This window comes from Amycolatopsis sp. (genome assembly GCF_035546795.1).
Classification (GTDB): Bacteria; Actinomycetota; Actinomycetes; order Mycobacteriales; family Pseudonocardiaceae; genus Amycolatopsis_E.
In genome coordinates this window covers 73,282-97,590 of record NZ_DASZWC010000006.1, presented here as the reverse complement: position 1 = coordinate 97,590, position 24,309 = coordinate 73,282, and the positions used below count along the sequence as shown (strand labels likewise).

The 24,309-nt window shown below is 68.6% G+C and carries 22 protein-coding genes; 10 read left to right on the top strand and 12 right to left on the bottom strand.

Features of this window, described 5'->3' with window-relative positions; all coding sequences use genetic code 11:
* Entirely contained in the window at positions 1-2,532 is a 2,532-nt protein-coding gene (gene glgP / locus VHD82_RS07375; protein WP_325698451.1) for an alpha-glucan family phosphorylase, read from the bottom strand.
* A gap of 58 nt (positions 2,533-2,590) precedes the next feature.
* On the opposite strand from glgP, the gene VHD82_RS07370 reads away from it, so the two are divergent.
* Positions 2,591-4,021, top strand: coding sequence for a neutral zinc metallopeptidase (locus tag VHD82_RS07370; protein WP_325698448.1), 1,431 nt, complete (start codon positions 2,591-2,593; stop codon positions 4,019-4,021).
* A gap of 67 nt (positions 4,022-4,088) precedes the next feature.
* On the opposite strand, the gene VHD82_RS07365 is transcribed toward VHD82_RS07370, so the two are convergent.
* Both VHD82_RS07365 and VHD82_RS07360 read right to left on the bottom strand, forming a co-directional pair.
* Positions 4,089-5,003: a tetratricopeptide repeat protein gene (locus tag VHD82_RS07365; protein ID WP_414637469.1), complete on the bottom strand. Its 915-nt coding sequence runs from the start codon at positions 5,001-5,003 to the stop codon at positions 4,089-4,091.
* 70 nt (positions 5,004-5,073) lie between these two features.
* Positions 5,074-5,370: a thiamine-binding protein gene (locus VHD82_RS07360; RefSeq protein WP_325698442.1), complete on the bottom strand. Its 297-nt coding sequence runs from the start codon at positions 5,368-5,370 to the stop codon at positions 5,074-5,076.
* An 83-nt stretch (positions 5,371-5,453) separates the two neighbouring features.
* Here VHD82_RS07360 and VHD82_RS07355 point away from each other — a divergent pair, with 83 nt between their 5' ends.
* Entirely contained in the window at positions 5,454-5,954 is a 501-nt protein-coding gene (locus tag VHD82_RS07355) for a MarR family transcriptional regulator (RefSeq protein ID WP_325698439.1), read from the top strand.
* Positions 5,955-6,147: 193 nt separating this feature from the next.
* Here the strand turns inward: VHD82_RS07355 and VHD82_RS07350 are convergent, their stop codons facing one another.
* Positions 6,148-6,510 (bottom strand): DUF3817 domain-containing protein, encoded by a 363-nt coding sequence (locus VHD82_RS07350; protein WP_325698436.1) that lies wholly within the window; start codon positions 6,508-6,510, stop codon positions 6,148-6,150.
* A 221-nt stretch (positions 6,511-6,731) separates the two neighbouring features.
* On the bottom strand, positions 6,732-9,944 hold the full coding sequence (locus tag VHD82_RS07345) for a GH92 family glycosyl hydrolase (protein ID WP_325698433.1): 3,213 nt from the start codon (positions 9,942-9,944) through the stop codon (positions 6,732-6,734).
* A 239-nt stretch (positions 9,945-10,183) separates the two neighbouring features.
* Here VHD82_RS07345 and VHD82_RS07340 point away from each other — a divergent pair, with 239 nt between their 5' ends.
* From VHD82_RS07340 to VHD82_RS07320, 5 genes are read left to right on the top strand one after another with little or no spacing between them, the layout of a single operon-like run.
* Complete coding sequence (locus tag VHD82_RS07340; protein ID WP_325698458.1) at positions 10,184-11,167, top strand: LacI family DNA-binding transcriptional regulator; 984 nt, start codon at positions 10,184-10,186, stop codon at positions 11,165-11,167.
* Complete coding sequence (locus tag VHD82_RS07335; RefSeq protein WP_325698430.1) at positions 11,164-12,180, top strand: class I mannose-6-phosphate isomerase; 1,017 nt, start codon at positions 11,164-11,166, stop codon at positions 12,178-12,180. Before VHD82_RS07340 ends, VHD82_RS07335 begins: the two co-directional genes overlap by 4 nt.
* Entirely contained in the window at positions 12,177-12,944 is a 768-nt protein-coding gene (locus VHD82_RS07330) for an ATP-binding cassette domain-containing protein (RefSeq protein ID WP_325698427.1), read from the top strand. Before VHD82_RS07335 ends, VHD82_RS07330 begins: the two co-directional genes overlap by 4 nt.
* Positions 12,941-13,987: an ABC transporter permease gene (locus tag VHD82_RS07325; RefSeq protein WP_325698424.1), complete on the top strand. Its 1,047-nt coding sequence runs from the start codon at positions 12,941-12,943 to the stop codon at positions 13,985-13,987. Before VHD82_RS07330 ends, VHD82_RS07325 begins: the two co-directional genes overlap by 4 nt.
* Positions 13,988-14,015: 28 nt before the next feature.
* Positions 14,016-14,993: an ABC transporter substrate-binding protein gene (locus VHD82_RS07320; RefSeq protein WP_325698422.1), complete on the top strand. Its 978-nt coding sequence runs from the start codon at positions 14,016-14,018 to the stop codon at positions 14,991-14,993.
* 36 nt (positions 14,994-15,029) lie between these two features.
* Here the strand turns inward: VHD82_RS07320 and VHD82_RS07315 are convergent, their stop codons facing one another.
* A complete protein-coding gene (locus VHD82_RS07315; protein WP_325698419.1) occupies positions 15,030-15,740 on the bottom strand; it encodes an isocitrate lyase/phosphoenolpyruvate mutase family protein in 711 nt (236 codons plus the stop codon).
* Positions 15,737-16,192, bottom strand: a complete 456-nt coding sequence (locus tag VHD82_RS07310; RefSeq protein ID WP_325698416.1) for a carboxymuconolactone decarboxylase family protein — start codon at positions 16,190-16,192, stop codon at positions 15,737-15,739. The genes VHD82_RS07315 and VHD82_RS07310 overlap by 4 nt, the downstream gene beginning before the upstream one ends.
* A 46-nt stretch (positions 16,193-16,238) precedes the next feature.
* On the opposite strand from VHD82_RS07310, the gene VHD82_RS07305 reads away from it, so the two are divergent.
* Positions 16,239-17,627: a PLP-dependent aminotransferase family protein gene (locus VHD82_RS07305; protein ID WP_325698413.1), complete on the top strand. Its 1,389-nt coding sequence runs from the start codon at positions 16,239-16,241 to the stop codon at positions 17,625-17,627.
* Here the strand turns inward: VHD82_RS07305 and VHD82_RS07300 are convergent, their stop codons facing one another.
* The 3 genes from VHD82_RS07300 to VHD82_RS07290 all read right to left on the bottom strand — a co-directional run bounded on the left by VHD82_RS07300 (position 17,628) and on the right by VHD82_RS07290 (position 20,917).
* Positions 17,628-18,683: an NAD(+)/NADH kinase gene (locus VHD82_RS07300; RefSeq protein WP_325698409.1), complete on the bottom strand. Its 1,056-nt coding sequence runs from the start codon at positions 18,681-18,683 to the stop codon at positions 17,628-17,630.
* Between the two features lie 5 nt (positions 18,684-18,688).
* Complete coding sequence (gene meaB, locus VHD82_RS07295) at positions 18,689-19,657, bottom strand: methylmalonyl Co-A mutase-associated GTPase MeaB (RefSeq protein WP_325698405.1); 969 nt, start codon at positions 19,655-19,657, stop codon at positions 18,689-18,691.
* Between the two features lie 72 nt (positions 19,658-19,729).
* Positions 19,730-20,917, bottom strand: a complete 1,188-nt coding sequence (locus tag VHD82_RS07290) for an acetyl-CoA C-acetyltransferase (RefSeq protein WP_325698402.1) — start codon at positions 20,915-20,917, stop codon at positions 19,730-19,732.
* Positions 20,918-21,022: 105 nt separating this feature from the next.
* On the opposite strand from VHD82_RS07290, the gene mce reads away from it, so the two are divergent.
* Complete coding sequence (mce, locus tag VHD82_RS07285) at positions 21,023-21,466, top strand: methylmalonyl-CoA epimerase (RefSeq protein ID WP_325698399.1); 444 nt, start codon at positions 21,023-21,025, stop codon at positions 21,464-21,466.
* Here mce and VHD82_RS07280 read toward each other — a convergent pair.
* Both VHD82_RS07280 and VHD82_RS07275 read right to left on the bottom strand, forming a co-directional pair.
* Positions 21,463-22,044 (bottom strand): helix-turn-helix domain-containing protein, encoded by a 582-nt coding sequence (locus tag VHD82_RS07280; RefSeq protein WP_325698396.1) that lies wholly within the window; start codon positions 22,042-22,044, stop codon positions 21,463-21,465. The genes mce and VHD82_RS07280 overlap by 4 nt on opposite strands.
* Before the next feature lie 324 nt (positions 22,045-22,368).
* Positions 22,369-22,743, bottom strand: coding sequence for an SPW repeat protein (locus tag VHD82_RS07275; protein WP_325698393.1), 375 nt, complete (start codon positions 22,741-22,743; stop codon positions 22,369-22,371).
* Positions 22,744-22,958: 215 nt separating this feature from the next.
* On the opposite strand from VHD82_RS07275, the gene ccrA reads away from it, so the two are divergent.
* Entirely contained in the window at positions 22,959-24,305 is a 1,347-nt protein-coding gene (gene ccrA / locus VHD82_RS07270) for a crotonyl-CoA carboxylase/reductase (protein WP_325698390.1), read from the top strand.
* Positions 24,306-24,309: the final 4 nt, after the last annotated feature.

The window sequence follows — 24,309 nt, the reverse complement described above, 5'->3', positions numbered from 1 at the left end:
TCAGGCGAGCGCGACCTTTCCCAGTTCCGCTGGTGTCGCCAGGAGTGGGTGCTTCGGCAGTACGCGCACCGTGTAGCCGAGCGAACCTGCTTGCGGGAGGCGGACGACCGCGACGTACTCGCCGATTCCGCCCGGTGACATGGGAACCGCCGTGGGCTCGTGTAGGTCGTCGGTGTCCTCGACCCTGCCGACGACGGCCTGAACGTCCACTTCGGACGGATCGAGGCCGGCGAGGTCGATCCGGGCGCGCAGGTGCACCTCGCTGCCCACCTCCAGGGTTTCGGCGGTCATCTCGGTGTCGAAGATCTTCACCTTCGGCCACAGGGTGTCGATCCGCGTCCGGTACTCCGACAATGATCGCGCCCCCGCGTAGGAATCCCGGCTGGCGGCGGCGACCGTGCGTGCCGCCGGGTGGTAGCAGGTTTCGACGTACTCCCGCACCATCCGCGACGCCTGTACGCGCGGGCCGAGGGTGTCGAGGGTGTGCCAGACCATCGACATCCAGCCCTTGGGCACGTTGGTCTCGTCCCGCTCGTAGAACAACGGCGCGACCTGCTGCCCCAGCAAGTCATACAGCGCAGCCGCTTCGAGCTCGTCCCGGCGGAGCGGGTCGCGGATGCCGTCGGCCGTGGGAATCGCCCAGCCGTTGCTGCCGTCGTAGCACTCATCCCACCAACCGTCCCGGATGGACAGGTTGAGCCCGCCGTTGAGCGCCGACTTCATCCCCGACGTGCCGCACGCCTCCAGCGGCCGGGTCGGGTTGTTCAGCCAGACGTCACAACCGCGGTAGAGGTACCGCGCCATCGACATGTCGTAGTCGGGCAGGAACACCATGCGGCGGCGCACTTCCGGATCGTCGACGAACCGGACGATCTGCTGGATCAGCTGCTTCCCGCCCTCGTCGGCCGGATGCGACTTGCCCGCGACCACCACCTGGATCGGCCGGTCGTCGTCCAGCAACAGTGCCCGCAACCGCTCCGGATCGCGCAGCATCAGCGTGAGCCGCTTGTACGTGGGCACGCGCCGGGCGAAGCCGACCGTGAGCACGTCCGGGTCGAAAACCGTGTTGATCCAACCGAGTTCCAGCGCCGACGCGCCGCGCTGCAGCCACGAATCGCGGACCCGGCGGCGGACTTCGGCGACCAGTTTCTGCCGCAGATCCCGGCGCAGCGCCCACAGTTCCTCGTCCGAAACCCCTTGTGTACTGGGCAACTGGCCTTTGTGGCCCCACTCCTTGTGCTTGCCGCCGAGTAACGCCGTCAGCTCGCGGGCCACCCACGTCGGGCCGTGCACGCCGTTGGTCACCGACGTGATCGGCACCTCGTCCTCGTCGAACCCGGACCACAGGCGGGCGAACATCCGGCGCGAAACCCGGCCGTGCAGCTGGGAAACCCCGTTGGCCCGCTGGGCGAGCCGCAGGCCCATATGCGCCATGTTGAACATGCCGGGGTTGTCCTCGGCGCCGAGCGCGAGGATGCGCCGCAGGTCGAGGCCGGGCAGCAACCGGCCGTCGCCGAAGTAGTGCTGCACGAGATCCACCGGGAACCGGTCGATCCCGGCGGGCACCGGGGTGTGCGTGGTGAACACGGTGCCGGCGCGGACCGCCGAGAGCACCTCGTCGAAGCCGAGACCGTTCTCGCCGATGATCTCCCGCGCGCGCTCCAGGCCGAGGAAGCCGGCGTGGCCTTCGTTGGTGTGGAACACCTCCGGCTGCGGATGCCCGGTCAGCTCGCAGTACCGCCGCACCGCGCGCATACCACCGATGCCGGCCAGGATCTCCTGCCGGATGCGGTGGTCGGCGTCCCCGCCGTAGAGCCGGTCGGTGACGCGGCGCAGGTCCTCGTCGTTCGCTTCGACGTCGGTGTCCAGCAGCAGCAACGGCACGCGGCCCACGTGCGCCTGCCAAACCTGCGCGTAGAGGTCGCGGCCGCCGGGCATCGCGACGTGCACGAGCACCGGTTCGCCGTTCTCGCCGATGAGCAGTTCCAGCGGCAGCGCGTTCGGGTCGATCACCGGGTAGTGCTCGAGCTGCCAGCCGTCCAGCGAGAGCCCCTGCCGGAAGTAGCCCGCCCGGTACAGCGGACCGACCCCGATCACCGGCACCCCGAGATCGGACGCGGCCTTGAGGTGATCGCCCGCGAGCACGCCGAGGCCGCCGGAGTAGTTCGGCAGCGCCTCGTGCACGCCGAACTCCATACAGAAGTAGGCAATGCTCTTGGGCGCGTCGGCCGCGGCCTCGTGCTCCTGGTACCAGCGGTCCTCCGTCAGATAGCGCCGCAGGTCGTCGGCCGCCGCGCTCGCTCTGGCCAGGAAGTCCTCGTCGGCGGCCAGTTCCTCCAGCCTGCTCGACGGGACGGCGAGCAGCATCCGCAGCGGGTCGCGCACCCGCCGGAACAACTCGTCGTCCATGGACGCGAACAGGTCTCGCGTTGGCGGATGCCAGGTCCAGCGCAGGTTGGTCGCCAACTCCCGCAGCCCGGCCAGCGAGTCCGGCAGGCTCGCGCGGACGGTGAACCGACGGATTGCTCTCATGACAGCCGACGATATCGGTAAGGTGCCCGTGTCCGTAGGTGATGAAGGAACGGTGGAGATGCGCGCAGGGGCAGCACGACGGCTGGGGGCCGCCGGAATCGCGGGAGTGCTGGCGCTGGGCCTGGTGGCCTGCGGTGGGAAAAGCGAGTCGAGCACGGCGGCGGCCACCGTCGACGGGCTGCCGATCACGCACTTCGACAGCGGGCTCAAACAGAACGCCCCCGCCCCGAACCTGGACGTGACCAACGTCAGCGACGACGAGGCCGACAAGCTCGCCACCGCGACGATCGCCGATGTCGAGGCGTACTGGGGCGAGCAGCTGCCGGCGGACTTCGGCGTGCAGTTCGAGCCGGTGAAGTCGCTGCTGTCGTACGAGTCCGACGGCCCGAACCAGGAGAACGGCTGCGGCGACACGAAGAAGAACGTCAACGCCTTCTACTGCGGTGCGGACGATTCGGTCGCCTGGGATCGCAGTGTGCTGTTGCCCACGATGATCCAGCAGTTCGGCCCGCTGTCGGTGGTCACCGTGCTGGCGCACGAGTTCGGGCACGCGGTGCAGTACCGGCTCAAGGACCAGGCCGGCATCACCAAGGCCACCCCGACGATCGTCAAGGAGCAACAGGCCGACTGCTTCGCGGGCGGCTACTACCGTTGGGTGGCCGAGGGCAAGAGCCAGTACTTCAACGTCTCCACCGCCGAAGGGCTGAACTCCGCGCTGTCGTCATTGTTCCTGGTGCGTGACAGCGCGGGCACCTCGGCCACCGACCAGCAGGCACACGGCACCGCGTTCGACCGGATCTTCGCTTTCCAGCTCGGGTTCGAGAAGGGCCCGAAGGACTGCGCCGCGCTGAACATGCAGAACATCCAGCCCCGGTTGACCGAACGTCCCTTCGACCAGAAGGACAAGAGCAACGGCGACACCACCATCGACGACGATTCCGTTGCCGCGCTGAAGGAAAGCCTCGACGCCGCGTTCCAGGGCGCGAATGTCACGGCCCCGCGGATCACCGACGACGGCGGCAGCTGCCCCAGCGGCCCGGCCACCCCGCCCGCTTCGTACTGCCCTGGCGACAACAGCGTGACCATCGACCTGCCGGCCCTTGCGGCACTGGGCAAACCGGTCGACTCCGAGGCCGAGTGGAACGGCGACGACAGCGGCGGTCACGGCGACTTCGCGGCGTTCTCGGAAATCGCGTCGCGCTACACGCTGGGCATCCAGAAGGGCGTCGGCGCGTCGATCGACAACGCGAACGCGGGGTTGCGGACGGCTTGTCTCGTCGGCGCCTGGGCCGCGGTCGCGTCGAAGAGAGGGAAACTGCGCCTCTCCGCGGGCGACCTCGACGAGGCGATCTCCGACCTGCTCCGCCCCGACAGCCTCGTCGCGGCCGACGTCAACGGGAAACGCGTGGACGCCGGCTTCACCCGCGTCGAGGCGATGCGGACGGGTTATCTGCAGGGCTCCACGCCCTGCACGCAGCAGTACGGCTGAGCCTGCAACAGGCCCGCACAACGGAAACGCCACCCACACCGGAATGTGGGTGGCGTTCTTCGTTGACTCAGAACAGCGCCGAGGCCAGGTTCCGGCGTGCCTTGGCCACCCGGTCGTCCGCCGGGTCGAAGAGGTCGAACAAGCCCACCAGGTGCTCCCGCACCCGGTTGCGGTCGTCACCGGCAGTACGGCGCACCGTGGCGATCAGCCTGTCGAACGCGTCCTCCACCAGGTTCTGCGCCACCTCGAAATCGGCGGCGGCCAGCTGGGCGTCGAGGTCGTCCGGGGACGCGTCGGCACGGGCCACGGCGGACGGGTCGGCCTCGGCGGCACGCGCCGAGAAGCGGACCTGCACCAGCGCGGCCTTCGCCAGCTCATTCGCCGGTTCCACGTCCAGAATGCGCTGGTACGCGGCCTCGGCGGCGGCGAAGTCACCCCGCTCGAACGCTTCCTCGGCCTCGGTGAAGCGCGGGTCCTCCGGCTCCTCGACCGGCTCGGCGCCCTGTTGCGCGGCCTGGATCCCGGGCAGTTTGTCCTTCAGTGCGTCGAGCAGTTCGTCGAGCCAGCTCCGCACCTCGGCCTCCGGCTGCACCCCGGAGAACGCGTGCACCGGCTGCCCGCCGGCGATCGCGACCACGGTCGGGATGCCCTGCACGCCGAACACCTGCGCGATCCGCGGGCTGGTGTCGACATCGACCCTGGCCAGCACCCAGGCGCCGTTGGCCTGGCCGGCCAGCCTGTCCAGCGTGACGCTGAGCTGCTGCGCCTGCGGGCTCCGGGCCGAGGTCAGCTCGACGATGACGAGTTCGTTGAGGGAGCGCTCCACCACATCTGGCTGGAAGTTCGCCTCGGTGACCTCCAGCGCCACCGCGTCACCACCGGCCGCGCCCGGCGAGGACGGCGACGACGGTTGCTGGCGTGCCGCGTCCGCGCGTGCCTTCAGCGCGGACAGATCGACCGCGCCGGACAGCGCGGCGGACATGGCTGCTGACTTCGCTGCTGATCCGCGTGGGTTCGTCACGCGTCCATCCTGGCACGCGCGCCCGGAAGATTCACCGGAGGTGTTCTTCTACTCGCTCCACCTTCGCGGTCAGCTGTCCGGTGTAGCCGGGGCGGATGTCGGCCTTGAGTACGAGCGACACCCTGGCAGAGCCCTCACCTGCGGCTTCGACCGCGCGCTTGACCACATCCATCACCTCGTCCCACTCGCCTTCGACGTTGGTGAACATGGCGTTCGTGGAGTTGGGCAGTCCCGAATCGCGGACCACCCGCACCGCCTTCGAGACGGCTTCGCTGACCCCGGCGTCCGGGTCTCCGCCGGACGGGCTGACGCTGAAAGCGACGAGCATGACAAACCCCTTTCACGTTTTCCGTTCGGTTCGGGCACTACCCTGCCCCAAGGACCCGGTACCCGCTGGTAGCTTGCCATTTCATGAGCCGTCCACTGCCCTTCGACCCGATCGCCCGCGCCGCGCAGCTGTGGGAGGACCGGATCGGACCGTCCGGCACGATGGCCGCGGTCACCGGGCTGATGCGAGTGCAGCAGATCATCCAGTCGGCCGTGGACGGCGCGCTGAAACCACACGGGCTCACGTTCGCGCGCTACGAAGCGCTGGTGCTGTTGACGTTCGCGCGGCGGTCGAGCCTCCCGATGCGGGTGATGGGCGAGCGGCTCCAACTCCACCCGACAAGTGTCACGAACATCGTGGACCGGCTCGAGCGCGACGGGCTCGTCAAGCGCGTGCCGCATCCCACCGATCGCCGCACGACGCTCGTGGAGATCACCGACGACGGCCGCGCCCGCCACGTCGAGGCGACCAAGGCCGTGACGTCGATCGACTTCGGGCTCGTCGGGCTGACCGGTAACCAGACCACGCAGCTCACCGAACTGCTCACGAAGATCCGGAAGGCCACCGGCGACTTCGTCGACTGAGCCGCTTTTCGAAGCGGCGGAGCTGCTTGCCGTGGGCAAGCAACTCGCACCGCCGCGGGTTCTCAGACGGTTCCTCGCGAGGACAGCGCCGACCGTGGTGAATCGGCATTCATGAGGAGGCGATCCCACAGCGAGGGACCGTCTGAGGTTCCGCTACCCGCACCGCCACGCAAGCGGTTTCACTACAGATCTTTCAGGCGGAGATCGGGGTCCGGGCGAAAAGGCCGGTACCGCCGTAGGTCAGCCGCTGCGGGCCGTCGAGCTTGCCGGTGCGCAGGGCCCAGGTCTCGAACCACCAGGTGAACAGCGGCGGGACGCTCGCGAGCAGCGCCAGCACCAGGGTCTTCGGCCGCCAGCCCAGCGGCTTGAACACGGACAGGGAGGTGATGACGTACAGCACGAAGATGACTCCGTGCACCATGCCGAGCACCGGGACGCCACCCTCGTGGGAGGTATGGAAGCCGTACTTCAGAATCATCCCGATCAGCAAACCCGCCCAGGAAAATGCCTCGGCGACTGCGGCCACGCGGAAAATGAGAGCGGCCTTGCTGGACACGACGTCCTCCCTTATCGGTTCATACACACAGAAAAGTCCGACACCGGTTGCCGAATGGTCCTGACCCATTCGACGTCAACCACGCTGTCGGACGTTTCCGTACCAGTGTGCGCCGTGACCGTGCTCACGGGAACATCGGGGGTCGTGATCATTCTCACGACCCCCGACGAGTCACCGATCCGCCGCGCACCGTAGCGGCAGCTCCACAACGGACTCCCGCGCTAAGCGCCCGTTGCGATCGCGAAGACGTGCAGCGCCCCACCGGATATCGACGAGGGCAGCGTCACGCTCGCGACCTGTTTCCCACTGTCCAAAGTGATCGGTGCGCTCGCGAACACATAGGTGTTGATCTGTTGCCGGTCCCCGCCGGTGCTGTTGCGGTACGGCGTGGTCAGCACCGTCCGGTTCCCGAAGGCGGGCTGCTGGGCCCCGGCGCCGAGCGTCCAGTCGGAGAACCCGAGCTGCGCCGCGCTGGTGCTGCCGTCGGTGTAGGTGATGGTCACCGTGCCGGAGGCGTTGCCGTTCGCCGCGGCGCCGAGGAACGCGAGCCGCCCGCTGCCGGAAACGTTGACGGTTTGCCCTTGTGCGACCACGTTGTCCGGATCACCGGCCGGATAGTCCGGCCAGGTGTAGGACAGGCCGTCGGCTGTCACCGTGCCGCCGGCTTGCGCGCCCGCCGCCGCCAACGCGTCCGCGGAGTAGCTGAAGCCCACCCCGTCGAAGTTCGCCGCGCCAGGCTTGGCGTCCGGTGAGATCCCGGCGTTGTTCACGGTGGCCAGCCAACTTCCGGGCTGCGCAACGAGAACGCCGAGGGTGGCGGTGAGCGTCGGCTGCCCGGATGCGGTGAGCGTCACAGGCACCTGGTAGCGCCCGTCTGCCGTTCCGCTCGCGACATCGACCGTCACGTCCACGCTCGCCTTCGTGCCGGCGGGCACCGCGATGTCACCGGATGACGGGGTCAGCGTGACCCCGGCCGGCGGCGCGGCGCTCCAGTGCCACGTCCGCGTCGTGCCCGAGAGGTCCTGTGCCCCGATCGTGGTCGTCCCACTGCCACCCGACGGCACGACCACGCTCGCAGGATCCACAAAGGACAGTGCTGGCGTCTCACCATCGCGGAACGACGGCGGGGCATCCGCGGGCGCGCTCCCCCACGACGTGTCCGGCGTGCCGGACAGCGTGTAGTCGAGGGTGCCGCCGTTCGCGACGAAGGACTCCGGCAGCCACGGCTTGGTCGTGCTCGCGCCGTTGACCTTGAGCCCGGTGACGTACTGGCCCGCGCCGGAACCGTTGACGGTGATGGTCTTTCCGGCTCCGGTGGTGATGACCGTCTTGCTGAACAAGGGAGAACCGAGCACGAGCTCGGCACGACCCGGGATCTCCGGGTACATGCCCAGCGCCGACCACACGTACCAGGAGGACATCTGGCCGAGGTCGTCGTTGCCGACGAGGCCCTCCGGGTCCGGGTTGTACAGCTCGGTCATCGCCCTGCGCACGACCGACTGCGTCTTGTAGGGAGCGCCCGCGAAGTCGTACAGCCACGGGGAGTTCGCGTTCGGTTCGTTGCCCAGGAACGCGTGCGGGTCCTGGGTCCCCGCGTTCAGCTCGGTGAAGAACTCGTCCAAACGCGACTGGACTGCCTGGTTCCCGCCGAGCGCGGTGATCAGTCCGGCCACGTCGTAGGGCACCATCCAGGTGTACTGCGCGCCGTTGCCCTCGACCCAGCCCGAGGAACTGCCCGGGTTGTACGGCTCGGCGAAGGTCCCGTCGGCCTGGCGCGGCTGAAGGTAACCGCTCGCCGGGTTGTACAGGTTCTGCCAGTTCTGCGCGCGATCGGTGAATGTCTGGTACGTCGACGTGTCACCGAGCCTGCGCGCGAGCTGTGCGATGGAGAAGTCCGCGCTGGTGTATTCCAAGGTGTCCGCGCCGGCGCCGGGCACGTAGCCGAGCTTCAGGTAGTCCGCCAGCCCCGGCCGTTCCACATATCCTTGCGTGGTCGGCTGTGTCGCGCCGCGGATCATCGACAGCAGCGCGTTGTTCGCGTCGAAGTCCTTGGCACCGAAGGCATACGCGGTGGACACGATGATGTGGTACGGATCGCCGTTCATCACGCCGGTGTAGTCGTTCGCCACCGTCCAGCGGTCCCAGCTGCCGCCCTGTTGCGCGTAGGCGATCATCGAGCGCGCCATGTCCGAAGTCTCCTTCGGCGCCAGCATCGACAGCAGCTGGATCTCGGACCGGTAGATGTCCCAGCCGGAGAAGTTCGTGTACATCGCATGGCCCTTGTCGGCCTTGTGCACCCGGCCGTCGAACCCGGTGTAGGAACCGTCGGCGTCGGAGAACACGTTGGGCTGGATCAGCGAGTGGTACAGCGAGGTGTAGAAGGTGGTCTTGTCCGCGTCGGAGCCGCCCTCGACCGCGATCTGGTTCAGCCGGTCGTTCCACGCCTTGCGCGCCCCGGCCGCCACGTCCTCGAAGGACCGGTGGTTGTTCTCCGCCTTCAGGTTGCCCTGCGCGCCGTCAATGGACACAAAGGACACTCCCACTTGGACGTTCACCTGCGCGCCCGGCGCGAAGGTGACGTAACCACCACTGCCGGGGCCGCTGACGGTCGTGTCGGTGGGCTTCGCCGACTGCGAGCGCGCCACCTCCGGCTGCGGAGCGACCTTGGCCTGCGCGCCGCCGTTCTCGGTGGCCTTGTTCGGCGTGACCGTGCCGTTGCGCCAGGTGCCGATGGAGGCGAACGGGGTGTCGAACTTCGCGTAGAAGTACACGCGGTAGTGCGAGTCGGTGCCGCAGAAGCGGCCGCTGGAAGCCCAGCCGCTGACGCTGTCCTTGCCGATCGTGATCTGCGCGTCGTCGGTGCCCATGATCGAGCCGGAGCTGTTGATCAGCAGGGTCGAGGGGCTGTTCTGCGGGTAGCTGAACCGGCCGGAGCCGGTGCGCTGGGTCGCGCTCAGCTGTACCTGCACGCCACTGTCCAGCTTCACGTCGTACTGCCCGGCCGTGGCCTGCTCGTTCGCATGCGAGAAGGGCAGGGTGTAGTGGCCGGGGTCGGTGGCCGGGGAGGTGGTGACCTCACCGGCGTAAGGAACGAATGGGATGTCCTCGTAGGTGTCGCAGCCCGCACCGGAGAGGTGCGTCAGGCTGAAGCCCTTGAGGGCCGTGCTGTCGTAGTAGTAGCCGCCGTGCTGTTCGGTGACCGTGTCCGGGCTCCACTGCACCATCCCGAACGGCACCACCGCGCCCGGGAACGTGTTCCCGGCTCCGCCGCCGGTGCCCTGATCCGCTCCGCCCGGCCTGGTCCCGACGAACGGGTTGACCCATTTCGCCAGATCCTGCGCCGGTGCGGCGGCCGCCTGCACGCTGGGCATGACCGAGGAAACCACGAGGGCGGCGGCCAGCGCCAGCCCGGTTCCCACCCGCGAAAGCCTCATTGCTCGCGCCTCCCTGACAACCTTGTCGTCCCGGGTCACTTTCGTTACCCGATGACGAGGCAGTCAAGGATCATGGCGGAACCTGTCCTGTTCCGGACAGCAGATACTCCATACGTAGCAAGGGGATTGGCACCGGCATCGTTCAGACCATTGACAACCGGGCAGCAGTGCTGTGAAATCCGAGCACTATGACAACGTTGTCGGACGGTCCGCGCCGGACCACCGGCCGCCGGGCCACGATGAGCGATGTCGCGCGCCTGGCCGGGGTCAGCATCAAGACCGTCTCGCGCGTGGTCAACGACGAGCCCGCGGTCCATCCGGAGACGGCGCGACGCGTGCTGGCGGCGATCGACCAGCTCGGTTTCCGGCGCAACCTCGGCGCCCGCAACCTGCGGCGCGGCTCCAGTACCGGCACGATCGGCCTGGTCGTGGAGGACGTCGGCAACCCCTTCTACTCCGAGCTCAACCGGTCCGTGGAGAAAATCGCCACCTCGTTCGGCAGGCATGTGCTCACCGGTTCGTCCGACGAGAACGCCGACCGGGAACGCGAGCTGGCGCTGGAGTTCTGCGCCCGCCAGGTGGACGGGCTGCTCGTCGTCCCGGCCGGCATCCAGCACGGCTACCTCGTGCCCGAAATGCGGGCCGGCACCCCGGTGGTGTTCCTCGACCGCCCGGCCGGCGACATCGTGGCCGACACGGTGCTGGTCGACAACCTCGGCGGCACCATCGAGGCGGTCGCGCATCTGGCCCGGCACGGCCACCGGCGGATCGCGTTCCTCGGCGACCGGCCGGATATCTTCACCGCGTCGGAGCGGCTCCGGGGCTTCCGGGAAGGCTGCGTACGCGCGGGGCTGCGCTACGACGAGGGCCTGGCCGTGCTGCGCACGCCGACGCGGGAGAGCGTGGCCGACACGGTGACGCGCCTGCTCACCGGCCCCGAGCGCGCGACGGCCGTCATCGCCGGCAACAACCGGATCGCCGTCCATCTGCTGCGCGCGCTGGCCCACGTCAGCCCGCGCCCCGCGCTGGTGAGTTTCGACGATTTCGAGCTCGCCGATCTGCTCGATCCGCCCGTCACCGTGGTCGGCCACGACGTGAGCCGAGTCGGGACGGCGGCGGCCGAGCTGCTGTTCGCCCGGATCCAAGGCGAGGATTCCCCGCCGAGAAAGGTAGTTCTGCCCGTGCATCTCATACCCCGCGGCTCCGGTGAGGTAGCGCCGTGACCGCACCGATCAAGCTCCCGGCCAACCAGCCGCCGCAGTTCTACCGTGGCGGGGCGTCCATCGCCGCGTTACGCGGAGCGAGCCCCGACAAGGAATTCGGCCCCGAGGACTGGGTCGCGTCCACAACCACGCTGTTCGGCCAGGACGAGAACGGGCTCACCAAACTCCCCGACGGCCGCTGGCTGCGCGAAGCGGTGAGTGCCGATCCGGCGTCCTGGCTCGGTGCGAAACACGTCGAGTCCTTCGCCGGCTCGACGGCGCTGCTGGTGAAACTGCTCGACGCGGGCCAGCGGCTCCCGGTGCACTTCCACCCGTCGAACTCGTTCGCGCGCAAGCACTTCGACTCCCACTTCGGCAAGACCGAGGCCTGGATAGTGGTGGGCACGAGCGGCGACGACCCGCGCGTGTACCCCGGTTTCCGCGAGGCGGTGAGCGCCTCCGCTGTCGACGAGTGGGTGCGAGAGCAGAACGCCGAGGCCATGCTCGGCGCGCTGAACAGCGTCCCGGTGCGCCCGGGTGACAACGTCTACATCCCCGCCGGGCTGCCGCACGCGATCGGCGAAGGTGTGTTCGTCGTCGAACTTCAGCAGCCGACGGACTTCTCGCTGACCATCGAATGGCGGGATTTCCTGGCGAGCCCGGAAAAGGGGCATCTCGGCATCGGGTTCGACACCGCGCTGCAGGCGCTGGACACCACGGCACGCGACCCCGAGACGATCATCCGGCGCACCGGGAACGAGCATGAGTCCATTGTGGACCTGCTGGTGCCGGAATCCGCGGAGTTCTTCCGAGCGGACCGGCTGCGCCCGTCGGCGCCGCTGGCACTCGATCCGTCGTTCGCGGTGCTCGTCGTACTCGAAGGTCAGGGCACCCTGCGCACCGAAAACGGCGGCGAACTGACGCTCGCCAAGGGCGACACCGTGGTCGTGCCATTCGCCTCCGGCCAGGCCGAGCTGTCCGGCGACCTGACCGTGATCCGTTGCCGCCCACCAGCACCGGGAGCACGCCTATGAGTGAAACCATCCTGCTCGACGCGCAGAACATCGTGAAGCACTACGGTTCCGTGGAGGCTTTGCGGGGTGCGTCGTTCCAGGCGCGGGCCGGCGAGGTGACCGCGCTGATCGGTGACAACGGCGCCGGCAAGTCCACTTTGATCAAATGCCTGTCCGGCGCCGAACAGCCGAGTTCGGGCAAGATCCTGTTGGACGGCAAGGAGGTCCACCTCGAGTCGCCCACCACCGCGCGGCGCCTCGGCATCGAGACGGTGTATCAGGACCTCGCCGTCGCACCGGAGCTGGATCCGGCGGCGAACCTGTTCCTTGGCAGGGAAATCCACCGCAAGGGCATCCTCGGCAAGCTCGGGATGCTGGACAAGGGCGAGATGCGCCGCCGGGCCGTCGAGGAGTTCAAACGGCTCGGGGTGACCCTGCAGAGCACGGACGTGCCGATCGGCTCGCTGTCCGGCGGGCAGCGGCAAAGCGTCGCGGTGGCGCGTTCGGTGGTGTGGGCGAGCAAGGTGGTGTTCATGGACGAGCCCACCGCCGCGCTCGGCGTGGTGCAGCGGGAACGGGTGCTCGACGTCATCCGCCGCGTCCGCGACCAGGGCATCGCCGTGGTGCTGATCAGCCACAACATGCCCGAGGTGCTCTCGGTCTCGGACCGGATCGAGGTGCTGCGCCTTGGCACCAGGGTGGCCCGGTTCCAGGCGGCGGACACGAAACTGGAAGACCTCGTCGCGGCGATGACCGGGGCACTGACCCAGGAGGAGGCGGCGTGAGTACTCCCACCAAGGAGATTCAGTCCTCTGTGGACGGTGGGTTCGGCAAGCGCTCGCTCGGCCGGCGGCTGGTCGCGGCGAACACCTTCTGGATCGCGCTCGTGCTGATCGCGCTCATCATCGTGTTCACCGTGATCGCGCCGGAGCAGTTCGCCACCCTGTTCACCTTCCAGACCCTGCTGATCGAGACTTCGGTGCTGCTGGTGCTCTCGGTCGGGATGACGTTCGTGATCATCACCTCCGGGATCGACCTGTCCGTCGGCTCGGTGCTGATCTTCGCGGGCATGGTCTGCGGGAAGACGATGGAAGCGCTTTCCCCGGGCGGAAACGCGGGTTCCGCGGGCTGGGGCGTGATCACCGTCGGGCTGGTCGCGGCGGTGGTGTCCGGCACGATCTGGGGTCTGATCAACGGATTCCTCATCGCGGTGGCGAAGATCCCGCCGCTGATCGTCACCCTGGGCACGATGGGCGCGGCGCTCGGCGCGGCGTACCTGCTCAACAACGGCTCCGACGTGCGCAGCGTGCCGACGGTGCTGAACAAGACGCTCGGCTACGGCACGTCGCTCGGCGGAGTGCCGAACCTCGTGATCGTCGCGGTGGTGATCACGTTGATCGGCGCGTGGTTGCTGCACACCACCAAGTTCGGTCGCTACACCTACGCTGTCGGGTCCAACGCCGAGGCAGCGCGCCGCTCCGGCATCGGCGTCACCGCACACCTGCTGAAGGTGTACCTGCTGACCGGTTTCCTCGCCGGGATAGCCGGTTTCATGTCGCTGGCCTACTACGCCTCGACCACGATCACGGCGCACACCACCGACAACCTGAATGCCATCGCCGCCACGGTGATGGGCGGGACCAGCCTGTTCGGCGGGGTGGGCACGGTACTCGGCACGGTGATCGGGGTGTTCATCCCGGCGGTGCTGAAGAAGGGCTTCAACATCACCCAGGTCCAGGACTTCTGGCAGATGATCGCGGTCGGTGCGGTGCTGATCGCGGCCGTGTGGTTCGACCAGCGCCGCCGAAGGCAGCGCAATTCCCGGTAATCCCCACAACGAAGTTGGGAGTGTTTTGATGAAGAAGGTGCTCATCGCGGGCACGGCGGTCGCCGCGGCGGCGCTGCTGGCGGCCTGCGGATCCGGCCAGGTCGGCGGATCGAGTAGCGACACCGTGCAGAACAACAAGCAGCTCACGCTGATCCCGGGGCAGCAGGCGGAACCGTTCTACATCTCGATGCAGTGCGGTGCGGAGGCCGAGGCGAAGAAGCTCGGTTACCAGATCAACACCTCCGCCCCGCAGAAGTTCGACGCGGCGATGCAGACCGAAAAGGTCAACGCGCTGGGCTCCAACCCGCCGGCGGCGCTGCTCATCGCGCCGACCGACGACACCGCGATGCTCGCGCCGATTCAGCAGGTGGCCAACCGGGGCACGAAGATCGTCCAGGTGGACACGGCGCTGAAGGACCCCAGCGTCGCCGTCTCGTCGATCTCGTCGAACAACACCGACGGCGGCAAGCTCGCGGCGCAGACACTGGCCGATCTGGTCGGCAGCAAGTCCGGTTCGGTGCTGGTGCTCGACACCATCGCCGGTACTTCGACGACCGCCCAGCGCGCGCAGGGTTTCACCGACGAGCTGAAGAACCACCCGAACCTCAAGTCCGTCGGCGTGCAGTTCACCCAGAACGAGCCGGAGCAGGCGGCGGCGAAGGTGACCGCGGCGCTGGCCTCGACCCCGGACCTGATCGGGATCTTCGCCACCAACCTCAACACCGGCGAGGGCGCGGCGACCGGGCTGCGCAACTCGGGCAAGATCGGCCAGGTGAACCTGGTCGGGTTCGACGCCAGCCCGTCCGAAGTGGACGGTCTGCGGAAGGGCGAGTACCAGGCGCTGATCGCGCAGGACCCGGCGATGATCGGGCAGCAGGGCGTGGACCAGGCGGTGGCGGCACTGGAGAACAAGCCGGTGACCAAGACGCTGACCGCACCGCTGCACTCGATCACCAAGGCGAACATGGACGCCAACTCGCAGTACTTCTACAAGCAGAACTGTTGACGCGACGGGAGGGCGGACAGCGTTGTCCGCCCTCTCTCACAGCTCCTTCAGATGCGCGGCGAGCCAGCTCCGGGTGTCCCGCCAGAGCCCGGCACCCAGTGAAATCCTTGCCACACCGAGACTTCCGAGGTCGGCGTCGCCGATCCGGTTGCCGTTCACCGCGGCCGGGCTGACCGCCCGCACGAACTCTTCGAGCAGATCGGCGGAGCGGATCGCGATCGGGTACACGCAGTCCACGCCCGCCCGCAGGTAGGCCTGTGCCCGTTCGATCGCCTCCGGCAGCCGCGCCCTCCGGTCGACATCGCCGAGGAACAGGTCGGTGCGGGCGTTGATCACCAGCTCGTCACCCGCTGCTTCCCTCACCGCCGCAAGGAAATCCGCCTGCTCCGAGATGGAGCGCGGCTGTCCGCGCGCGTGGTCGGTGTCCTCCAGGTTGCAACCGACGGCCCCGGTCGCCAGCAGCCGTTCGACGAACTCCGCGGCGGGCAGCCCGTAGCCGGACTCGGCGTCCACCGTCACCGGGACCGAAACGACCCTGGCGATCCGCGCCGCCGCCGCGAACATCTCCTCGGCCGGCGCCTTTTCCCCGTCGCCGTACCCGAGCACCGCCGCGACGGCGTAGGAACTCGTTGCCACGGCTGGGAAACCGGCTTCGACGACCAGCTGCGCGGTGTCCGCGTCCCACGCGTTCGGGAGCATCAGCGGCTTGCCCGGCACGTGCAGCTCGCGCAGCCGCGCGGCCGTCACGCCGGCACCGGGGTGTGGCTGGTGACGTTGAGCCGGTTGAAGGCGTTCATGATCGTGATCGCCCAGGCGATCACCGTGTACTGCTCCTCGGTGAACACGGTGGTGGCCCGCTCGTACACGTCGGCGGCGACGTCCTGGGTTTCCGACAGCTTCGTCATCGCGTCGGCCAGCGCGAGCGCCGCCTCCTCCTGCTCGGTGTAGACCCCGGCCTCGCGCCAGGCGTTGAGCAGGTAGATGCGCTGCTCGGTCTCGCCGATCTTGCGGGCGTCCTTGTAGTGCATGTCCAGGCAGAAGGCGCAGCCGTTGAGCTGCGAGACCCGGATCTTGAGCAGTTCGAGCAGCTTGAGGTCCAGGCCCGCCTCCTTGGCGTCCTGCTTGACTTCGGCGTTGACCGACACGATCTGCTTGAGCCAGGTGGGGCGCTCGCCCCCGAGGGAAATCCGCTTCGTCATACCGACAACGCTAGTCCGAACTGGCACACGAGTATGGTCCAGTGGCATGACGGATTCGTGGTCCAGTTCGAGCTGGGACGTGCACCTGGACTGGCGGCCGGAGACCGGCAGGCAGGGCCTCGCCGACGCGATGCGCCGCGCCATCCGCGAAGGGCGGCTCGCCCCCGGCGCGGTGGTGCCGTCGACGCGTGAGCTGGCGAAAGACCTCGGCCTCGCGCGCGGCACGGTGACCAGGGTGTACTCGGACCTCACCGTCGAGGGCTACCTCCGCACGAACCAGGGTGCGCCCACCCGCGTGGCGGCGAACGAGGTGCCGGACGCGCCCTCGCGGAAGCAGCCGACACCACGAGCCGCGCCCTGGGTGCCCGACGCGCGTTGGGATCTGTACCCCGGGCGCCCGGACCTGTCGTCCTTTCCGCGCGCTGCCTGGGTTTCCGCGACTCGGCGGGTGATGCAGGAGGCCCCGGCACGGGCGTTCGACTACAGCGACACGCGCGGCCCTGCGGTACTGCGGGAGGCGCTGTCGCGGTATCTGGCGCGCAGCCGCGGCGTGCTGGCCGATCCGGAACGGATCGTCGTGACCGGCGGGTTCAGCCACGGATTGTTCGTACTGGCGCGGGTTCTGCACGAACGCGGCGACCGGGAGCTGGCGTTCGAGGACCCTTCGCTGCCGGAGTTCCGCGACCGGGCGGCATCGGCAGGGCCGGCGATCACCCCGGTAGGCGTGGACGAACGCGGTGTTCAAGTGTCCGAAATAGACAGTCCGGCCGTGGTCGTGACACCTGCGCACCAGTATCCGCTCGGCGTCACCCTGGCCCCGGAACGACGGACGGCGCTCGTCCGCTGGGCCACGAGCAACGGCAGCCTGGTGATCGAGGACGACTACGACGGCGAGTTCCGGTTCGACCGCCGCCCCGTCGGCGCGCTGCAGGCACTCGCGCCCGAGCGGGTCGTATACGCGGGCACGACGAGTAAGACGCTCGCGCCGGCGTTGCGGATCGGCTGGCTGGTGCTGCCGCGGATGCTGGTCGAACCCGTGCGCGGGGCATTGGAAAACCTCGGCTGGCGGCCACCGGCCCTGGACCACCTGGTGCTCGCCGACCTGCTGAACTCCGGCGCGTACGACCGGCACGTGCGGCAGCGGCGGCTGGCGTACCGGCGCCGCCGCGACAGGCTGCTCGCGGCGCTGCCCGGCGGGATCACGCCGGTCGGCATCTCGGCCGGGCTGCATCTGCTGCTGCGCTTCCCCCCGGACTTCCGCAGTGAAAGCGAGGTGATCGCCCAGGCGCTGCGGGCTTCCGTCGCCATCGATCCGCTGGGCAGGTACTGGATGCGGCCCGGCGAGCACCCGGAAGGCATCGTCCTCGGCTACGCCACCCCGGCGGAGCACGCCTTCGCTCCGGCCGTGGAGGCGTTGATGAACGTGCTGCGCTGATCAATAGCCGTTCGGGCCGGGATGCGCCAGATCCGGGGGCAACGGCTCGTTCGGCGCGTAGGCCGGGGGCCTGCCGTCGGCCAGCGCGGCGGCCGAGTCGACGAGGCCGAAGCGTTCGCGTACGCGGCCGAGGAAGTCCGGCTCGGACAACCGCGCCAGCTTGGAGCGCATCCGCGAGCCGTACACCGAGATCCAGTCGCCCGGCGAGAGCACACCACGCAGCTGCCCGTCGACGCTCACCGCGACCTCCCCGGAATGCTCCAGCACGAGAATCCCGATCCGCTGGGTCTTGTCCAGTACCACGCTGCGGTTGAACACCATGTGCGCGGCGACCGGCGTGAACACCAGCGCGTCCAGATGCGGTGACACGATCGGACCGCCGGCGGCGAAGCTGTAGGCCGTGGAACCGGTGGACGAGGCGACGATCAGCGCGTCGGCGGAGTACGAGGCGAACAGCTTCCCGCCGACGTACACCGCCAGGCTCGCCTGCCGATCCCGCGCCAGCTTCTCGACCACGATGTCGTTGAGCGCCAGTACATCCAGCGGCACACCCCAGCCGACCTCACTCTTCATCCCCGGCCGGACGTGCGGCGGCGGCAGTACCGGGCCGCGGCCGTACCGCAGCATCGCCTCGATCCCGTGCGGGATCTCCAGCGGATGCGACGCGCGCATGGTCAGCGTCATCCGGGCGTCGACGTGGATGTCGCCCCGGTGTACCGCCTCCAGCGCGCCGACCACCTGATCGACGTTGACCTCGGTGAGGAACCCGACCCGCCCCACGTTCACGCCGAGCACGAGCGCGTCGACCGGCCCGGCCACCCGCACCCCGCGCAGGAACGTACCGTCCCCGCCGACCGTGACGATCAGATCCGGGTTGCCCGCCCGCTCCGCCTCCTCGCGCGCGTTGAGCCGGTGGCCTTCCCGGTCGTCCCAGACATCGATGTCCACACAGGGAATCCCGTGTTCGGCGGCCCATTGCCGCACCTGCCGCGCGGCGGCGCGGGCGACCTCCTTGCCACTGTGAACGACGAGTCCGACGCGCTCGATGGGCACCATGCCTTCTATTGTCCAGGCCGCAGCGCGTCCAGCAGCGCATCGGCCGCCCCGTACGGGTCCAGCTCGCGGTCGACCACCCGCCGGGCCAGCCCGGACAAGTGACCACCGCCGTGCAGGTCCTCCAGCTGGGCCCGAAGCCGGCGCAACGCGATCGCCTCCACCTCGCTCGCCGCCCGGTGCTCCCGGCGCCCGGCGAGTTCACCGTGCGCGGCGAGCCAGTCGTGGTGCTCGTTCAGCGCGCTGACGAGTTCGCCGGCGCCCTCGCCCCGCGAAGCGACCGTTTGCACGATGGGCTGCCGCCAGCTTTCGCCCCGGATCTCGCGACGAGCGAAGGAGATCATCTGCTTCAGGTCGCGCACCACAACCTCGGCGCCGTCGCGGTCGGATTTGTTCACCACGAACGCATCCGCGATCTCCAGAACGCCGGCCTTGGCCGCCTGGATCCCGTCGCCCATTCCCGGCGCGAGGAGCACAACGGTGGTGTCGGCCAGTCTCACAACGTCCACTTCGGACTGTCCAACCCCGACGGTCTCGATCAGCACCACGTCGAAACCCGCAGCGTCGAGCACCCGCACCGCCTGCGGCGTGGCCCAGGACAACCCGCCGAGATGCCCGCGGGTGGCCATCGAACGGATGTACACGCCGGGATCAGTGGCGTGCTCGGTCATCCGGATCCGGTCGCCCAGCAGTGCGCCGCCGGAGAACGGGGACGACGGGTCGATCGCCAGCACGCCGACCCGTTTGCCGTCCTTGCGCAGCGCCGAGAGCAGCATCGAGGTGGATGTCGACTTGCCGACCCCGGGCGGCCCGGTCAGCCCGATCACCCTGGCATTGCCGGTGTACGGCGTGAGCGCCGCGGCCACCTCACGCAGCCGGGGATGGGCGTCCTCCACCAGGGAGATCAGCTTGGCGACCGCGCGCGGTTGTCCTTCCCGCGCGCGGGCGACCAGCTCGGAGACGTTCAACGGCGGCATTCCGCCATCCTGCCCGACCTAGGCCGGCCACTTCCGCACCACCGCCTCAACGGAGATGCTGGCGCGTCCACTTCACTTCGAGGGCACCCGCAGCAGCAGGGCGTCACCCTGGCCACCGCCACCGCACAGCGCGGCCGCACCGAGACCGCCACCGCGGCGGCGCAGCTCGTGCACCAGGTGCACGGCCAGCCGCGCCCCGGAAGCGCCGATCGGGTGGCCGAGCGCGATCGCCCCGCCATTGACGTTCACGATGTCCGGGTTCAGGCCCAGCTTGTCGGTGGACACCACGCCCACCGCCGCGAAGGCCTCGTTGATCTCGACCAGGTCCAGCGCGCCGACGTCGAGCTTCGCCTTGGCCAGCGCGGCCTTGATCGCGTTGGACGGCTGCTCGTGCAGGCTCGCGTCCGGCCCGGCGACCACCCCGTGCGCCCCGATCTCGGCGAGCGGCGCGATGCCGAGCTCCTCGGCCTTCTCGCGGCTCGCGACGACGACCGCCGCCGCACCGTCGGAGATCTGCGAAGACGAACCCGCGGTGATCGTGCCGTCGGAGGCGAATGCGGGGCGCAGCTTGGCCAGCCCCGCGGCGGTCGTGTCCGCGCGGACGCCCTCGTCGGTCTCGAACGAGATCGGCTCACCCTTGCGCTGCGGGATGGCGACCGGCGCGATCTCCTCCTTGAACAGCCCGGCCTCGATCGCCGCGGCCGCCCGCTGGTGCGAGCGCGCGGAGAACTCGTCCTGCCGCTCGCGGGTGAGGCCGTAGCGGGAGTTGTACTTCTCCGTCGAGGCACCCATCGCGACCTGGTCGAAGGCGCAGAACAGACCGTCGTGGGCCATGTGGTCGACCAGCGTGGTGTCGCCGTACTTGAACCCGGAGCGGGACTTCGGCAGCAGGTGCGGCGCCTGGGTCATCGACTCCTGCCCGCCGGCGACGACGAGGTCGAACTCGCCCGCGCGGATCAGCTGGTCGGCCAGCGCGATCGCGTCCAGGCCGGAGAGGCACACCTTGTTGATGGTCAGCGCCGGGACGTCCATCGGGATACCGGCGGCCACGGCGGCCTGCCGCGCCGGGATCTGCCCCGCGCCTGCCGTAAGCACCTGGCCCATGATCGTGTACTGGACCGCGTCCGGCGAGACGCCGGCACGCTCGAGAGCCGCTTTGATGGCTACGCCACCGAGCTGGGCACCGGAGAAGTCCTTCAACGACCCCAGCAAACGACCGATCGGGGTGCGGGCCGCACCGAGAATCACGGAACCGGACAAGGCAGCCTCCAGTGGCGAACGACGGCGGTCATGTCGACGATACCTGCAGGAAACCCCTGGTAGATGTGAGCCACCGCACGGGGTGACAGGCCTTATGCTCGGGCCATGAAGGACGCGCTGAAGCCATTCGTGACCACCGTCGACCACGTCGGCATCGCCGTGCCCGACCTCGATGCCGCGATCGACTTCTACGCCACCACGTTCGGCATGAAGGCCACGCACACCGAGGTCAACGAGGAGCAGGGCGTGCGCGAGGCGATGCTGCACGCGGAGGGCGACGAAGACGGCCCCGCCGTGCAGTTGCTCGCGCCGCTGCGCCCGGACTCGACGATCGGCAAGTTCCTCGACACCAAGGGGCCCGGCCTGCAGCAGGTCGCGTACCGGGTCACCGACGTGGAGGAAGCCGCGGAAGCGTTGCGCGCCAAGGGTTTGCGCCTGCTCTACGAGAAGGCGCGGCGCGGCACCGCGAACAGCAAGGTGAACTTCGTGCACCCGAAGGACGCCGGCGGCGTGCTGGTCGAACTGGTGGAACCGGCCAAGGAGCACTAGCTCACGGCGGGCCGTGGCGCGAGCGCGTCGGCGATGAAGTTCAGTTCCCGTTCCATCAGATCGGGTGGATCGTCGCTCGCGTGCCGCGCCACCGAATGCCGGTAACTCATCGCCAGCGCGAGCAGCCCGGCCGCGCTGTCCACGTCCGCCACCGCCACATCTCCGTCGCCCGCGGCGAGGATCACCGCGCGCACCTGCCGGACAAGCCGTTGGAAGCGTTCGTCGAGCGCATCACGGACCGCGCGATGCGTATCGGACTCGCGCCACAACAGGTGTGAAAGCATCCGGGAGCGCGCCAGCCGCGCGTCGAGCTCGGAAACCAGGTGGCGCAGGCTTTCCGCGATGTCCCCCGGCACGACGATGCGCGCCGGGTCGATCGGCTCATCGGGCAGCCGCTTGATCAGCGCGGTGAGCAGATCGGCCTTCCGCCGGAAGTAGTAGTGCACAAGCCCTTTCGGCACATTCGCCCGCTCGGCGATCCGCGAAGTGGGCGTCGCGTCGAAACCGGATTCGGCGAACAGTTCCTCGGCGGCGCCGAGAATGCGCTCCTTCGCCGGGAGTTCGTCCTGCTCCGCCACGGTCCACCTCATTCCGCGCGCAAACGCCTGCCCCCAACGTAACCGAAACGGCCACGTCGCGGGCAGGCGCCGGCTCCAGGTCTTGCTTGAGAAGCGGCGGAGCCGCTTGCGGTGTGGGACTCAGCTTGCACCGCTGCGGGTTCTGAGGTGGTTCCTCGCGAGGACAGCTCCGACATGGTGAACGGCATTCATGCGGAGGAGATCCCACAGCGAGGGGCCGCCTTGAATCAGCGGAGCCGCGCGCAGCGTGTCCCTTGAGGGTGGTGGCGGGCGACGGGCGGGCCCGCTGCTCGCACCGCCAAGCAAACCGGTTCAACCAAATCCTCAGTGCTGGCCTGCCATCCGGCCGTGCTCGGCGTTGGCAACCGGCAGCGCCGCCGCGCCGATCACCAGCGTCAGTCCACCGATGATCCAGGACGACCACGCCGCGCCGTTCATCGCGGTGTAAGTCAGCACCCAGGGCGCGATGAACAGCAGCGCCCCCAGCACGATCTGCACACCTTCGCCGTAAACCATGCCCGGCATCGCCAGCGAAAGGAGCCCGTCGAGCGCGATGAGCGCGCCCAGCACGATCATGGTCCACTTCGCGGTGTTGTCGGTGTCCACCCACAGGAATGACAGCACCGCCACCACCCCGAGTACGACCTCGGCCCAGTCGTGTGGACGCATCCAGGCACGTGTCGTCGAGGGTTCGGTCATCGTGTTCACCTCCAGAGAAACTCGAGCGAAACCAGTCGAAACCGCTGGTCTGAGCTCTATGATGCGCCTTGATTGGCCGGCCGGTCAATCACTGTTCGATGACGAATGAACCGGACATACCGGGCCGGTGAAGTGCGCCTCGTAGCCTGCGCTGGCAAAACGGGTTACTGGCCAGTAATGTCAGGGCCTCCACACCCCAGCAGGGAGGCGCCGCAATGACGCAAGGGACGATCAAAGAGATCCGGGAAGCCGTGCTGGCCGGCGATCTCGACGCCGTCGGATCGCTCGACCTCCCGGAGTCATATCGCGGCGTGACGGTGCACGCCGACGAGACAGCCATGTTCGACGGGCTCCCCAGCAGCGACAAGGATCCCCGCAAATCGCTGCACGTGGACGACGTTCCGGTGCCCGAGCTCGGGCCGGGCGAAGCGCTCGTCGCGGTGATGGCCAGCGCGATCAACTACAACACCGTCTGGACCTCGATCTTCGAACCGCTGCCCACCTTCAAGTTCCTGCAGCGGTACGGAAAACTCTCGCCACTGTCCAAACGGCACGATCTGCCCTACCACGTGGTGGGCTCCGACGCGTCCGGCGTCGTGCTGCGCACCGGTCCCGGCGTGCACACCTGGAAGCCGGGCGACGAGGTGGTCGCGCACTGCCTCAACGTGGAACTCGAAGGCCCCGACGGGCACAACGACACGATGCTCGACACCGAGCAGCGCATCTGGGGTTTCGAGACGAACTTCGGCGGGCTCGCCGAAATCGCGCTCGTCAAGGCGAACCAGCTGATGCCGAAACCGAAACACCTCACCTGGGAGGAGGCGGCCTGCCCCGGTCTGGTCAACTCCACCGCCTACCGGCAACTGGTGTCCCGCAACGGCGCGGACATGAAGCAGGGCGACGTCGTGCTGATCTGGGGCGCCTCCGGCGGCCTCGGTTCCTACGCCACGCAGTACGCGCTCAACGGCGGCGCGATCCCGGTCTGTGTCGTGTCCAGCCCGGAGAAAGCGGAAATCTGCCGCAAACTCGGCGCGGAACTGGTGATCGACCGCAACGCCGAGGGCTACCGGTTCTGGCAGGACGAGCACAACCAGAATCCCAGGGAATGGCAACGCTTCGGCGCGAAGATCCGTGAGCTGACCGGCGGCGAGGATCCCGACATCGTGTTCGAGCACCCCGGGCGGGAGACCTTCGGCGCTTCCGTTTACGCGGCACGCAAGGGCGGCACGATCGTCACCTGCGCGTCGACTTCGGGCTACCTGCACAGCTACGACAACCGGTATCTGTGGATGAACCTCAAGCGGATCATCGGCTCCCATTTCGCGAACTACCGCGAATCCTGGGAAGCGAACCGGTTGATCGCCAAGGGTCTGATCCACCCGACCCTGTCGAAGACCTACTCGATGGACGACACCGGCCAGGCGGCACTGGACGTGCATCGCAACGCCCACCAGGGCAAGGTCGGCGTGCTGTGCCTTGCCCCGGAAGAAGGCCTTGGTGTGCACGATCAGGAAATGCGGGAAAAACACCTCACCCGGATCAACGCGTTCCGGGGCGCCTGAGCAA

Coding starts and splice junctions, on each gene's coding strand:
- glgP (WP_325698451.1), bottom strand. CDS start 2,532: ATGAGAGCAATCCGTCGGTTCACCGTCCGCGCGAGCCTGCCGGACTCG.
- VHD82_RS07370 (WP_325698448.1), top strand. CDS start 2,591: ATGCGCGCAGGGGCAGCACGACGGCTGGGGGCCGCCGGAATCGCGGGA.
- VHD82_RS07365 (WP_414637469.1), bottom strand. CDS start 5,003: ATGTCCGCCGCGCTGTCCGGCGCGGTCGATCTGTCCGCGCTGAAGGCA.
- VHD82_RS07360 (WP_325698442.1), bottom strand. CDS start 5,370: ATGCTCGTCGCTTTCAGCGTCAGCCCGTCCGGCGGAGACCCGGACGCC.
- VHD82_RS07355 (WP_325698439.1), top strand. CDS start 5,454: ATGAGCCGTCCACTGCCCTTCGACCCGATCGCCCGCGCCGCGCAGCTG.
- VHD82_RS07345 (WP_325698433.1), bottom strand. CDS start 9,944: ATGAGGCTTTCGCGGGTGGGAACCGGGCTGGCGCTGGCCGCCGCCCTC.
- VHD82_RS07340 (WP_325698458.1), top strand. CDS start 10,184: ATGAGCGATGTCGCGCGCCTGGCCGGGGTCAGCATCAAGACCGTCTCG.
- VHD82_RS07330 (WP_325698427.1), top strand. CDS start 12,177: ATGAGTGAAACCATCCTGCTCGACGCGCAGAACATCGTGAAGCACTAC.
- VHD82_RS07320 (WP_325698422.1), top strand. CDS start 14,016: ATGAAGAAGGTGCTCATCGCGGGCACGGCGGTCGCCGCGGCGGCGCTG.
- VHD82_RS07310 (WP_325698416.1), bottom strand. CDS start 16,192: ATGACGAAGCGGATTTCCCTCGGGGGCGAGCGCCCCACCTGGCTCAAG.
- VHD82_RS07305 (WP_325698413.1), top strand. CDS start 16,239: ATGACGGATTCGTGGTCCAGTTCGAGCTGGGACGTGCACCTGGACTGG.
- VHD82_RS07300 (WP_325698409.1), bottom strand. CDS start 18,683: ATGGTGCCCATCGAGCGCGTCGGACTCGTCGTTCACAGTGGCAAGGAG.
- meaB (WP_325698405.1), bottom strand. CDS start 19,657: ATGCCGCCGTTGAACGTCTCCGAGCTGGTCGCCCGCGCGCGGGAAGGA.
- mce (WP_325698399.1), top strand. CDS start 21,023: ATGAAGGACGCGCTGAAGCCATTCGTGACCACCGTCGACCACGTCGGC.
- VHD82_RS07275 (WP_325698393.1), bottom strand. CDS start 22,743: ATGACCGAACCCTCGACGACACGTGCCTGGATGCGTCCACACGACTGG.
- ccrA (WP_325698390.1), top strand. CDS start 22,959: ATGACGCAAGGGACGATCAAAGAGATCCGGGAAGCCGTGCTGGCCGGC.